Annotated in this window: 9 protein-coding genes; 2 read left to right on the top strand and 7 right to left on the bottom strand. The window is 36.9% G+C overall.

Annotated elements, in window-relative coordinates:
* Positions 1-29: 29 nt before the first annotated feature.
* Positions 30-1364 (top strand): MltF family protein, encoded by a 1335-nt coding sequence (locus tag ACHZAX_RS00495; RefSeq protein WP_320017648.1) that lies wholly within the window; start codon positions 30-32, stop codon positions 1362-1364.
* On the opposite strand, the gene ACHZAX_RS00500 is transcribed toward ACHZAX_RS00495, so the two are convergent.
* The 7 genes from ACHZAX_RS00500 to gdhA form a co-directional block, all read right to left on the bottom strand.
* On the bottom strand, positions 1353-2012 hold the full coding sequence (locus ACHZAX_RS00500) for an NUDIX hydrolase (RefSeq protein ID WP_101309599.1): 660 nt from the start codon (positions 2010-2012) through the stop codon (positions 1353-1355). The two genes, ACHZAX_RS00495 and ACHZAX_RS00500, sit on opposite strands and share 12 nt — an antisense overlap.
* A 117-nt stretch (positions 2013-2129) precedes the next feature.
* Positions 2130-3512, bottom strand: coding sequence for a Glu-tRNA(Gln) amidotransferase subunit GatD (gene gatD, locus ACHZAX_RS00505; protein WP_101309600.1), 1383 nt, complete (start codon positions 3510-3512; stop codon positions 2130-2132).
* Positions 3512-5485, bottom strand: a complete 1974-nt coding sequence (gene gatE / locus ACHZAX_RS00510; protein WP_320017649.1) for a Glu-tRNA(Gln) amidotransferase subunit GatE — start codon at positions 5483-5485, stop codon at positions 3512-3514. The genes gatD and gatE overlap by 1 nt, the downstream gene beginning before the upstream one ends.
* A 102-nt stretch (positions 5486-5587) precedes the next feature.
* Positions 5588-6061: a DUF2059 domain-containing protein gene (locus tag ACHZAX_RS00515; RefSeq protein ID WP_101309602.1), complete on the bottom strand. Its 474-nt coding sequence runs from the start codon at positions 6059-6061 to the stop codon at positions 5588-5590.
* A gap of 26 nt (positions 6062-6087) precedes the next feature.
* Positions 6088-6888 (bottom strand): class D beta-lactamase, encoded by an 801-nt coding sequence (gene blaOXA / locus ACHZAX_RS00520; protein WP_320017650.1) that lies wholly within the window; start codon positions 6886-6888, stop codon positions 6088-6090.
* A 6-nt stretch (positions 6889-6894) separates the two neighbouring features.
* Positions 6895-7785 (bottom strand): CPBP family intramembrane glutamic endopeptidase, encoded by an 891-nt coding sequence (locus ACHZAX_RS00525; RefSeq protein ID WP_320017651.1) that lies wholly within the window; start codon positions 7783-7785, stop codon positions 6895-6897.
* 138 nt (positions 7786-7923) lie between these two features.
* Entirely contained in the window at positions 7924-9279 is a 1356-nt protein-coding gene (gene gdhA, locus ACHZAX_RS00530) for an NADP-specific glutamate dehydrogenase (protein ID WP_324292978.1), read from the bottom strand.
* Between the two features lie 319 nt (positions 9280-9598).
* Between gdhA and ACHZAX_RS00535 the strand changes: the two genes are divergently transcribed.
* Complete coding sequence (locus ACHZAX_RS00535) at positions 9599-13054, top strand: DUF5752 family protein (protein ID WP_320017652.1); 3456 nt, start codon at positions 9599-9601, stop codon at positions 13052-13054.
* Positions 13055-13056 lie beyond the last annotated feature (2 nt).

The following is a 13056-nucleotide window of genomic DNA, read 5'->3' on the forward strand; positions in this document are numbered from 1 at the left end:
TTCTTCAGACTTGTAATCAAAACCGTAAGATGGTTGGGTTGCAGATTGAAGAGAAACCAGTTGTGGAGTTAAAACATGTAAAGCTTCGTGGGAAGTTGCGTGTGGTTACGGATTACAATTCCACTAATTACTTTGTATACAAGGGGCATACAATGGGGTTTCAATATGAAATGCTGGAAGCTTTGGCTAAACACTTAGGTGTTAAACTGGAGCTGACTGTAAACATTGATTTGGTATCTGCTTTTGCTTCTTTGGAACGAGGTGATGTGGATTTATTAGGGATGAACTTGGCAGTAACAACTGATCGCATGGAGAAATTCAATTTTACGATTCCTCACAGTCAGTCGCCACAGGTATTAATTCAGCGGAGTCCTGTTAATGATTCTACTGGTTTCATTAGGAACAAGGCTGATTTAGGAGGTAAGCGAATTCATGTACAGGCAGGATCATCATTTCAAGAGCATTTGGTAAGACTCTCTAATGAAATGGAAATGCCTATTGATATAGTAGTTGTTGATATGTTGGAGGAGGAGGGGCTGATATCGATGGTTGCCAGTGGTGAGATCGATTATACTATTGCAGATGAAAATGTTGCGATGGTTAATTCTTCGTATTATCCGGGTATTGAGTTTAAGACAAGTGTGAGTTTACCTCAGAATCTGGCATGGGCCTTGCGCAAAGGCGCGAATCATTTAACTCATGATGTTAATATGTGGTTAATGGATTTTCAAAAAACGAAAGAATACAAACGAATATACCAGCGATATTTTAAGAGCAGCCGAATTGAAGAGATGATGCAAAGTGAGTATTTTACTGTAAAAAGTGGTAAGATTTCGGATTTTGATGATCTTCTTAAGGAAAAAGCGAAAATAATAGATTGGGATTGGAGATTGCTGTCAGCGTTGATATCTCAGGAATCTAATTTTAATCCTAAGGCGCAATCATGGGTTGGAGCTTTTGGTTTAATGCAATTAATGCCCGAAACTGCTTATCGATATGATGTTGATTCACTTTCTTCTCCTATTGAGAATGTTGATGCCGGAGTCAGGCATTTGAAATATCTAAAAGGGAAATTGGATGAGACTCTGTCTGACAAGACGGATGAGTTGAAATTTTTACTTGCATCTTATAATGTTGGATTAGGACATGTGCTGGATGCCAGACGTTTGGCTGAAAAAAATGGTAAGAATCCTGATCAATGGAAAGGAAGCGTCGACTATTATTTATTGAATAAATCGAAACCGGAGTTTTTTAATGATCCTGTAGTAAAATATGGTTATTGCCGTGGTTCGGAGCCTTATCAGTATGTGAATAAAATTTTGGAACGCTATAGTAATTACCAAAACATTGTATTACTGAATTAGGCCGGCTCGAAGAAACATTTCTCTTAATTCGGATAGAATCATTGCAGTGGCTCCCCAAATTTTGTGCTCTTTTGCTTGAAAATAAGGAGCGTGAATTTCGAATCCGTTTTTGTTAATTGTGAAATTGCTGATGTTGTTTTTTCCTAATAATAGAGAAACGGGCATTTCGATTATTTCCTCAACTTCGAATTCATTCAATTTAAATTCGGGTTTTTTTTCGCAATATCCTAATACGGGTAAAACCATAAAATTACTGACCGGAATGTAAAGTTCTGTTAAGAAGCCTAATATTTTTATTTTTTTGCAGTCGACACCAAGCTCTTCATTTGTTTCGCGAATTGCAGTTATTGTTCTGTTTGCATCACTTTCTTCATATTTTCCTCCGGGCAAACTAATTTGGCCGCTATGGCTGTTGTTTCCTGTTGTTCTTTTCATGAAAGGAATATACAATTGACCATTGTGAGGATAAAATAATAATAAAACACTGCTATCCCTGGCAATACTAGGATCACTTGTTTTAAGGGCGTGATCCCGAATCGACGGGGACATTAGATTTTGAGCCTCGAAACCAGGCAATCCATTATTTAGTTCATTGTTTACTAAACTGGTAAATTGTTCAAGGTCAAATATCGTTTCTAAAGTACTCATAAAGGCTTTTTTCTAATAGTACTTAAAGATAACAATAATGTTTCCCTCTAATAAGAAAAAATTATTAATCTTTTTTAGATCTGCAAAAAGTAACCCCGAAAAAAATCGGGGTTTAAGTTATTTTCTAAAGTTTTTAACAAATTGTTCTACTTCAGGAACTCCTCCCTGATAAAGAAGATATCCATTATAAGGTTCTCTTTTTGTTGTTTCATCGTTTATAGGGTTTTGCATAATGTCAATTACCTCTTGTCGTTTGGTGGTTTGGCCTAGTGTCCATCCCAATTTAATATAGGCAGCTTCGGGTAACATATTATCAAGCGGAACAATTCCCATTGAGAGTAAGTCTCGTCCTGTATCGTAAACAAACATGTGAGTGTAACCCCAAAGAGTTTGAACGGTCATGAATATATGAACCCCTTTTTCAACTGCTCTTTTTAAGGCAGGGTAAACCGGTTTGTTGACATGACCAAGGCCAGTACCAGCGATAATTATTCCCTTATAGCCACAGTCAACTAATGCATCGATAATATCGGGTTGCATATTAGGATAGTAGTACAGTATTGTAACTTTTTCTTCGAAGTAAGGAAGGATTTTTACGTTTCGATCTTTTCGTCGGTGATTGTATTGTTTTTTAATTGCTTTAACTCCTTTTCTGGTAACCGTAGCTAAAGGTGTATCGCCAAGAGTTCGGAAAGTAGATCGATAACTCGAATGCATTTTTCTCACTCTGGTTCCCCGGTGCAGAAATCCATATTCATCTGAAGTTGGGCCAAACATACAGACCATTACTTCTGCAATATCACCATGACCGGCAGCCACTGCTGAGTGCATTAAATTTAAAGCTGCATCTGATGACGGTCGGTCTGATGATCGCTGAGAGCCTACTAAAACAATTGGAACGGGTGAATCCTGAACCATATAGGTTAAGGCGGCAGCGGTATGATGCAATGTATCTGTTCCATGAGCGATAATAATTCCATCAATCCCGTTTTCAATTTCTTTTCCAATTGCAATAGCTAAGGAAATGTATTGTTTTGGCCCCATATTTTCACTGAACACAGCAAAAACTTTTTCGGTAGATAGGTTGCATATATCGGCCAGTTCAGGAACAGATCCATAAAGTTCTCCAGGCGAGAAGGCCGGAATTACAGCTCCTGTTCTATAATCTAAGCGGGATGCTATTGTTCCTCCGGTTCCAAACAGCTTTACAGCTGGTTGTCCGTTTGTATAAGGAAATTCTTTTTCGGGAACTTTATAATTGGCTTTTTTGTAACCGGTTTCCTTCATTTCTTTTATGGTTGTAACATTTATTCCGATGTTGTAACCTGTTATTATTTTAAGCACAATGTGTTGGTCATCATCGTTTTCTGCTCTGGGTAAAATCGTTCCGTCGAATTCGCCTCGGGTGGTAACAATATGCGTTTTGCCCCATACCCGAACACTGTATTTTTTTAGGGTCTCAAGAGCCATTCCTTTGTATCCTTGAAAAATATCTTCCATTAGTTAAGTCGTTTGTCGATGTTTATTCTTAATTCCCTTAATTCTATATTCCCAATTGCCTGACGGTGCAATTGCCCCATGATCCAGTGACTGGCATTTTCACTGTTCTCTGATGGATGTAAGTCCTTAAACTTTTCTTCCAGAAAATCAATTGGAGCGATCAACTCGGCCAGACTTCTTTTTTTAAATTTTAAGCTGATTAACATGGAGGCAAAATCCATACTTGGGTTTTGGTAGAGAATAGGGAACAGGTATCGTGCAATGTTTGGATGTAATTCCTGATCGTGAATGAACTTGAATAGTCCGACTAATTTTCGGTAATTGAATTCGGGATGGATGCTGTATTTTCCAATGATGTTTTTATAAGTGTGTCCAAAAAATATTGCGGTACTTTTAGGATCGAATTGAAATCTGTCAGCTATTTCTTTAATAATTGGATACAGATCTTTACTGAGAATAAAATGATGAGAATCTTTAGGTACTCCCCATTCATTCATTTGATTAATTCGCTCACAAATATCATTTGGTAAATCTTTACCAAGATTATTGATGTATTCATCAGATAAAGGAATTGGAGCAGAGTCTGTATCCGGATACATTCGATCGGCACCAGGCAGAACTCTCTCAAAAATTGTTGTTCCATCGGGCAACGATTTGCGTGTTTCGTTTGGGACACCATCAAAAACCATTTTACAACGTTCTTTTATTGTTTCGATTGCTGTAGGGATATCTTCTTTCGCTCCCCAAATAACTAATTGTGCATCATTTGAATTTGATCCTAATTTGGCAAGTATTTTACCAAAATCTTCTTTTGACAGCAATTCTTCTTCTTGCTCTGAATGTACTAAATTGGGATGTTCGATACAGGCAATTACTTTTAAACGCTGGGCAATTTCATTGGCAAAGTTTTGACCTGGTTGGGTGAAATGCGATAGTAATCCCTTAAATTCCGGAAGGTTAACAGCAATAATCTGATGTTCTTTTTCTTTGCATTCAATTAAGGGGGCATATGTGAAATTATAGTCGTGATAATCTAGTTCTTGTGTGAAAATGCACCAATCTTCTTTTTGAATTCGTTCGATTAATAGTTTTTTGATATTTAGCAAAGCCCATTGTCTGAAAGCCTCATTGTGTGAAAGTTCCGGAATCCATTTGTTGTGAGCAACTCCTTTAATTTCAACTCTCGATCCGCCTTTGCAGCTAACATTTACGTCTTCGCGGCCTGCTCCCATTCCTGTGCGAACCAATCCGGTGCTTCTGTTTAAAAAACGGATGTATTCTGCAGCTTCGCGCAATTCATTGGGAGTGTTTAGTTCGGGGGCAGTTACTGTTTCGATGAGTGGTGTTCCAAGACGGTCTGTTTTATAATACCGCTCATGTCCTATGTCTGAGATCTCACGGCAAGAGTCTTCTTCGATGCTTAATTGTATCAAATTCACCTTTTTATTGCTTAGTTGAATTTGTCCGTTTACACCTAAAATTGCGGTTCGCTGAAAGCCTGTTGGTATACTTCCATCCAAATATTGTTTTCGGGTAATATGTACTTCACCAACAATATTTAATTTGCACAAAAGTGAGATTCGAAGTGCAATTCCAAGAGCTTCCTGATTAATTCTAAAGGGAGGAGTATCATCAATTTCGTAAGTACAGGCTGTTTCGTTGTTGATACGATATATAATGTTTTTTCGGGTTTTAAACTCCATTAGCGCCGTGCCGTCATATCCGCCAAGTTCGCTCATTGCAGGGCGCATATGTCGTATTATTTCAGCATCGAAAGCTCCGTTTTTGTGAAAGACACCACAGGGACAGTGACAAAACAATTTTTCTTTTGTGTCAAGTTGCTGATGAACTTCCAGTCCGGACATGAAACCAATTCGACGATAATCGTCCTCGGTGGCTTGTTGGCGGGGGACATAGCCAATTTGTTCTTTGGTTTGGAGATAGTTTTTGTTGGGTGTGAATATAGTATTCATTGGGTTAGTTTTTAGTAACCCCAAAAAATACTAATAATCTGTTGGTTAAGAAATGATTTAATTCAGGTTTGCCCCCTGTTTTAATGAATTTTGATTTTGAAATTAGGGTGTAAACGGCAATCTGATTTTATAGCCTTTACTCTCAATATCTGCTTTTATTTTTGCTCCAATTGCTTGTCCCCACGACATTCCGGCCTGCATACTTTCAGTGGTGATTTTAGGTAATTTTTGGGCGATTCTTTTTCCGGCAACCGATTCGTAAAAATCAATCATGGCTAATACATCCTCGTGAGAAAGATTCTGCCTGTAGATTGGAAGAAGCATTTTGATTAAATCATTAACTGAAGTATTCACGAATTCAACTTCAGCTTTGTCCCAATATTCAGTTGGAATATTTGATTCCTGACTTCGTAGTTGAATAATCATCGCTTTAATTGATTCCTGATAGCTGGCTTGTGATCCGTTTATCTGAAACAGATATTTTAAATCTTTTTCGTACGTGTTGGTTTCTTGCCCTGAAGAAGCGAATGTAGATGTCGAAAGGGTAAGAAATAAAAACAATACTATATTTTTCATGGTTTTTTAATTTGCTGAGAGTTTTTTTATTTCGTTAATTGAAGATGATCAAGTATTTTGGAAACTATGATTTGCCTTTTAGGAGCATCATCAGAATTTTTAATATCGATATTAATTGCGAAAAAATATACATTCTCTCCTTTTTCAAGATAGCCAACATACCATCCAATTTGCTTGTTTACTCGAGCAACCCATCCTGTTTTTGCTCTGATTGTATAATCAGGAGTCTGTTCAACAATCATTATTTTTTTCACAATTTCTTGATTTTTTTGCGAAAATGGAAGTTGGTTAAAATATAATTTTTGCAAAAAATCAATTTGTTGGTTTGGGCTGATTCTAATGTCTCCGCTCAACCAGAAAACATCGATTCCTCCGTTTATATTTTTGTTGCCGTAATCTGATGTCTCTACCCAATGTTTCATTCTTTCTTGGCCAATTCTTCTTGCCAGCTCCTGATAAAACCAAACAGCAGAATATTTTAATCCGCTTTCCAGATTTTGATCCCTATTCCATTCGTTATATCCACGATCGATACTATCCCACTTAATGATTTCTTTTTCATCCTGAATCACTCCGGTTTCCAAAGCAATCATCGAATTAATTATTTTGAATGTGGAAGCCGGCAAAAATGCTGAATCTAATCGTTTCTCATTAAAACTTAATCCGGCATCATTTTTTAAATCATAAATGGTAAAACAGCCATTGATTTTTTCTGATTTGAAAATACCTTCTAAATCGGAAGAAGAGTAATTGTTTAAAATTGAATTTGATTGTGGTGAACAAGCAAAAAGGATAAACAATAAAAAAAATGAAAGTAAGGTTTTCATGATAAACTAGTTTGTAGTTGATAAAACATCCTGTTTTTTGTATACCATCCAAAATAATACAATTCCAAGAGAACAAAGAACGGTTGCAAGAATTGATCCTTCAAAACCAAATTGTCCTCCGGTAAGCATCTCATTGCCATTTATGGTTTGGGAGATGAATGTTTCTGATTTTGTTCCGCTAACTTCGAAACCGAAAATTGGTCCCTGAAAAAAATTCCAGCTAAAATGAAGAGCCAATGGAAACCACAGATTTTTAGTGAAGATATAGCCAATTCCCAGAAGTAATCCGGCAAGGAAAATGTTGGTCAGTCCTACAAGAGACAGGTTTGGATTCATTAAATGAAGAGCCATAAATACCAGAGATGATAAAATTAAAGCTGCATATCTGTTCATAGAAACCATAAAATTTCGAAGCAGATATCCTCTTACAAATACTTCCTCGTTTATTGAAACTAAAGTAAACAGTACTACTGACTGAGCTAATCCGATCAAATTAAAAGTAATGGAATCAAACGTTAAGTTTCCGGAAAAATATAAAATTAAACTGCCTGCTCCCATCATGATAAAACCTGCCAACAATCCGTAAAGAATATCTTTTGTTCGTTTTTGAAAGGAAAAACCCAAATCAATCATTTTCTTTCGATCAATAAATCTCGTAAAAATCCAAATGATCAATAAAGTGCCAAAAGTTGAAAATGCTTGTATAATTAAAAATCCAAGGGTTGGAATTTGAGATATATTTTTGAAGACCTCTAAAATATTATCATTTGAAATGGCAGCCCAGATAAAGGCTCCCAAAGCTTGAAAAATTACGCTGACTATAAAGAAAGGTATAATGATTAGTACTGCTCGAAGCCATCCTTTTTTAATTGCCGGTTCTTTTGTGATAGAATTCATTAAAAAATGTGTTTTGGTTAGAAAGGATAAAATTAACAAAATCCTGATGTTATAAAAGGGAAAAATAAGTTACGCTTAGTTTATTGTGACATAAAAAAGGGTTGTCCGAATAAGAACAACCCTTTATTTATTACTCATTTATACGATACCCTGTGCAATCATGGCATTGGCAACTTTTACAAAACCGCCAATATTTGCACCATTCACGTAGTTTACAAATCCATTTGAAGATTTTCCATACTTAACACATGTGGTGTGAATATCCTTCATAATCCTTTTAAGCTGATTGTCAACTTCCTCGCGGGTCCAGCTTAAACGCATCGCGTTTTGAGACATTTCCAAGCCAGAAACAGCAACACCACCGGCATTGGCCGCTTTGCCGGGACCATACAGAATTTCATTTTTAATATAAATATCCACAGCTTCGGGAGTAGAAGGCATATTAGCACCTTCCGAAATGCAAATGCAACCATTATCAATTAAGATTTTCGCTTCTTCAGCATTTATTTCATTTTGTGTGGCACTTGGCAAAGCAACATCACACTTCACTCCCCAAGGTCTTGCGTCTGGATAGTAGGCAACATTGTATTTCTTGGCATATTCTTCAATTCTGCCTCGTTTAATGTTTTTAAGTCTCATCACGTAAGTGAGTTTTTCTCCATCAATTCCATCCGGATCATGAATAAAACCTGAAGAATCGGATAAGGTAACCACTTTACCTCCTAATTCATTCACTTTTTCGACAGTAAACTGAGCAACATTTCCCGAACCGGAAACTGTTACGATCTTGCCTTTCAGACTGTCATTTTTAGTTTTCAGCATTTCTTCGGCAAAATATACATTGCCATAGCCGGTTGCTTCGGGACGGATTACACTTCCTCCCCATTCTGCACCTTTACCGGTTAAAACGCCTGTAAATTCGTTACGTATTCGTTTATATTGACCAAATAGATAACCAATTTCCCGGCCTCCAACTCCTATATCTCCGGCAGGAACATCTGTGTTTGGCCCAATGTGCTTACATAGTTCAGTCATAAAGCTTTGGCAGAACCGCATTACTTCATTATCCGATTTTTGTTTTGGATCAAAGTCTGAGCCCCCTTTTCCGCCTCCCATTGGGAGTGTGGTTAAGCTGTTTTTGAAAACTTGTTCGAATGCAAGAAATTTTAGAATACCAAGGTTTACCGTTGGGTGAAAACGCAATCCACCTTTGTATGGGCCAATTGCACTGTTCATCTCAATACGGTATCCGCGGTTCACTTGAATTTCCCCTTTGTCATCAACCCAGGGAACCCGGAAAATTAAGATTCTTTCAGGCTCTGAAATCCTCTCCAGGATTTTAGCTGTTTTGTACTTTGGGTTTTCCTCTAAAAAAGGAAGTAATGACTCCACCACTTCGTGAACAGCCTGATGAAATTCAATTTCTCCTGGTGTTCTACTTTTTAATTTGTCCATAAATTCCTTGCTGGAAGGAGCCTTTAACATAGTTGTCATGGTAATTAATGTTTAAGTTAGACATGAATTATACTGGGTGTGAATGAACGTGATCGTAAATAATACCGGTTAGTATTTCAAATTATCCTTATCTGAGTGATATTGATGGTCAAATACTAATCGGCATTATTCCGGTTTGTTTTTGATTTCAAAACGGAATACCAGCGATCATATTTAAAGGTAAAAAAGAAATCCCTCAAGGTCAAGGGCTTAGGTTTCACTTAAATTGTTTAAATTTAAAAGAGCCTACAAACAGTAGTCAAATCACCACGATCTTTTTACAATTTTTAATGCATCTACGTAAGTAAACCGAAAATGTATGGAATCAAATCCAGGTAAAGAGCAGGGAATCAATAAGATTATAGCTGAAAATATTGAGCGTTTAAAAGAACTTTCCGCAATTAATCAAACAACAGGTATTATTAAGGAAGGAAAATCCATTGAGGATACTTTACAGCAAATCTGCTTTATTCTTCCTAAAGCATGGCAATATCCGGAGTTCACGGTTGCCCGTATTGTATTTGACGGACAAGAATACCTCAGCCCCGGATTTCGTCTCTCGCAATGGACACTAACACAGGAATTTTTAACAATCAATAATCGAAGCGGACGAATTGAGGTTTGTTATGTGAAAAAATTTCCGCAACAAGATGAAGGGCCTTTTTTGAAAGAAGAAAGGCATTTGATTGAAAATATTGGGAATATTATTGTTGGTTATATCAATAGTGAAACGGGAAAAGAACTGCTCAGCCAAAAAAGGAAAGTTGACCCTAAAAAGAAGGAAATAATAGGCCCCTATGTTCCGGTTACGAATCGTAAATTATTACAGGATTTCTTAAATAAAAACAACGCCGACCGGGATATTTATCATGATTTAATGCCCTTTAAGGTAAAGGAAATATTGTTGGTTGCGAATTTATACGATGCTTATTGTATTGAACGCGAAGGACGTTTTTCAGAACAAATCTCCAGTGAATATCATCAGCTGAATCTAACATCAATGCCCCGGGTTACAGGAGTTTCAAATTTGGAAGAAGCCATGGAGCAATTGCACTCCAGACATTTTGATATGATTATATTAATGGTTGGAGTAGATAAAAAAACGCCAATCGTTTTAAGTGAACGAATTAAAAAGGAATTTCCCTATATATCTATTTTTTTATTGCTGAATAATGATGCCGATATCGCTTTGTTCGAAGAACAACGGACAGAGCTGAAAAGTGTAGATAAAATATTTGTGTGGAATGGCGAATCGCAGGTTTTCTTTGCAATGATTAAGAGTTTGGAAGATAAGGTGAATGTTGAAAATGATACCAAGATTGGATTGGCCCGGGTAATTTTACTGGTTGAAGATTCGGCGAAATATTATTCCAGATACATGCCAATGCTTTATCAGAGTGTTTTGGCGCAAACCCAGCGAATAATCAATGACGTAAGTACCGATGCTCAGTATAAGATTCTTCGTTTACGGGCGCGACCTAAAATATTACTTGCCTCGAATTACGAAGAGGCAATGGATATTTATTATCGGTTTCGGGAGTATTTGTTGTGCTTAATTTCGGATGTGAAGTTTAAAAAAGATGGAATATTCTTAGATGATGCCGGAATTCGTTTGGTAAAAGAAATCAAAGAAGAATACCCAAATCTACCGGTTATATTGCAATCGTCTGATGTTTCCAATGCCAGCCATGCTTTTAAGCTGAAGGCTAGTTTTATCGATAAAAACTCTGAAACACTTAGAGGGGATATTCGTTTGTTTATTCGTCAGTTTCTGGGCTTTGGCGATTTTGTGTATAAAGATGCCATGGGCAATGAAATTGCTACGGCAAAATCATTAAAAGAATTTGAGGATTATTTGTATCATATTCCGGGCGAATCTTTGGTTTATCATGCCAAAAAGAATCATTTTTCTTTATGGCTGATGGCTCGTGGAGAGATTCGGGTTGCCAAAATGATTGCACCCTATCATATTACAGATTTTAAATCGGCTGAAGATGTCCGGGATTATTTAATTAATGTAATTCAGAATTACCGGAACGAAAAAAATAAGGGAAAGGTTGTAGAGTTCAATGCCGATTTTGCTCTTAATACCAATAATATAGTCACTTTGTCTACTGGTTCGTTAGGTGGAAAAGGGAGGGGATTGGCTTTCATCAACTCCATGCTTTTTAATCTGAATTTGAGCCGTTTTGTTCCAGGAATAAATATAAAGGCGCCTATGACTGCAGTAATTGGTGTTGATGAATACGAATCATTCTTAGATCGAAATAACCTTTTAGACCGAATTAAGGATTTGGATGATTTTGAGCAAATTCAGTGGCTGTTTAGGGTTGCAGAATTAACGCATCGTCTGGTTCAAAAAATAAGAATCATGCTAATGAATTTTGAGAAGCCACTGGCGATCCGATCTTCCGGATTGTTTGAAGACTCATTGCTTCAGCCGGTAGCAGGGGTTTTTCAAACCTACCTTGTGCCCAATAATCATCCCGATTTAGATATTCGGGTTAAGCAGGTAACCGACGCTGTAAAATTAGTTTATGCATCCATTTTTTCCAACGATGCAAGATTGAATGTTTCTGCCATGAATTATAAAATAGAGGAAGAAAAAATGGCTGTGGTTATTCAGGAAGTAGTAGGAAACCAGTACGGATCAGCTTTTTATCCTCACATTTCGGGCGTAGCTCAATCGTACAATTATTATCCTTTTGGGCACATGAAACCCGAAGAAGGATACGCCGTGATAGGTGTTGGTTTGGGCAAATATGTTGTAGATGGAGAAAAGGCATTTCGCTTTTCTCCTGTTTTCCCAACTATTGAGAATAACAGTGCGAAAGATCAATTTAAAAATTCGCAGGTAGAATTTTATGCTGTTGACCTCAACAAAAAAGATTTGGATCTTATGGAGGGTGATACGGCAGGATTAATTCGTTTGGATATTGATGAAGCAGAAGAACATGGTAATTTAGTGCATTGTGCTTCTGTTTATAATTCCATGAGTGATACAATTAGTCCTGGTTTGGATGTTATGGGACCAAGAATCATCAATTTCGCCAATATTTTAAAATACAATTATATTCCACTGGCAAAAACAATTGAACTTGTTTTGGATATCATAAAAGAAGCGATGGGTTCACCGATTGAGATAGAGTTTGCCGTCGATTTAACGAAAGATAAAGAAGGGAAGGCTTCGTTTTATCTTCTGCAGATAAAACCTTTGGTTGGTAATATAGATGATTACCATATTGATTTGAATGAAATTGACAGAAGCAAGCTTTTGATGATTTCTGAAATGAGTATGGGAAACGGATTGGTAGATGATATTGTTGATGTTGTTTATGTTGTGCCCGAATTATTCAAAAAAGATTTGACTCTTGAGATTGCGGATACCATCTCAAAAATTAATCTTGAAATGAGAGAAAAAAACAAACGTTTTGTATTGATTGGTCCGGGGCGTTGGGGCACCCGCGACCGATGGATTGGAATTCCTGTAAAATGGAACGACATCTCCTTCTCGAAATTAATTGTGGAGACAAGCTTTGAGGATTATCCTTTGGAAGCATCATCCGGATCTCACTTTTTTCACAATGTAACATCAATGAATATTGGCTACAGCTCCATTCACCACCATTCAGAAACATCCTTCATCGAATATCAGTTACTAAAAAAACAGAAATTAATTGGGGAGTATGGCGCCGTTCGTCACGTTCAGTTTAAAAACCCATTAAGTATTAAATTGGATGGTAAAAAACGACTGGCTGTTGTGAGTTGGGAATGATA

This window comes from Labilibaculum manganireducens (assembly GCF_963665805.2).
Classification (GTDB): domain Bacteria; phylum Bacteroidota; class Bacteroidia; order Bacteroidales; family Marinifilaceae; genus Labilibaculum; species Labilibaculum manganireducens.

Excerpts from the sequence above, each read along its gene's own strand:
- ACHZAX_RS00495 (WP_320017648.1), top strand. The coding sequence starts at position 30 with ATGGTTGGGTTGCAGATTGAAGAGAAACCAGTTGTGGAGTTAAAACAT.
- ACHZAX_RS00500 (WP_101309599.1), bottom strand. The coding sequence starts at position 2,012 with ATGAGTACTTTAGAAACGATATTTGACCTTGAACAATTTACCAGTTTA.
- gatD (WP_101309600.1), bottom strand. The coding sequence starts at position 3,512 with ATGGAAGATATTTTTCAAGGATACAAAGGAATGGCTCTTGAGACCCTA.
- gatE (WP_320017649.1), bottom strand. The coding sequence starts at position 5,485 with ATGAATACTATATTCACACCCAACAAAAACTATCTCCAAACCAAAGAA.
- ACHZAX_RS00515 (WP_101309602.1), bottom strand. The coding sequence starts at position 6,061 with ATGAAAAATATAGTATTGTTTTTATTTCTTACCCTTTCGACATCTACA.
- blaOXA (WP_320017650.1), bottom strand. The coding sequence starts at position 6,888 with ATGAAAACCTTACTTTCATTTTTTTTATTGTTTATCCTTTTTGCTTGT.
- ACHZAX_RS00525 (WP_320017651.1), bottom strand. The coding sequence starts at position 7,785 with ATGAATTCTATCACAAAAGAACCGGCAATTAAAAAAGGATGGCTTCGA.
- gdhA (WP_324292978.1), bottom strand. The coding sequence starts at position 9,279 with ATGACAACTATGTTAAAGGCTCCTTCCAGCAAGGAATTTATGGACAAA.
- ACHZAX_RS00535 (WP_320017652.1), top strand. The coding sequence starts at position 9,599 with ATGGAATCAAATCCAGGTAAAGAGCAGGGAATCAATAAGATTATAGCT.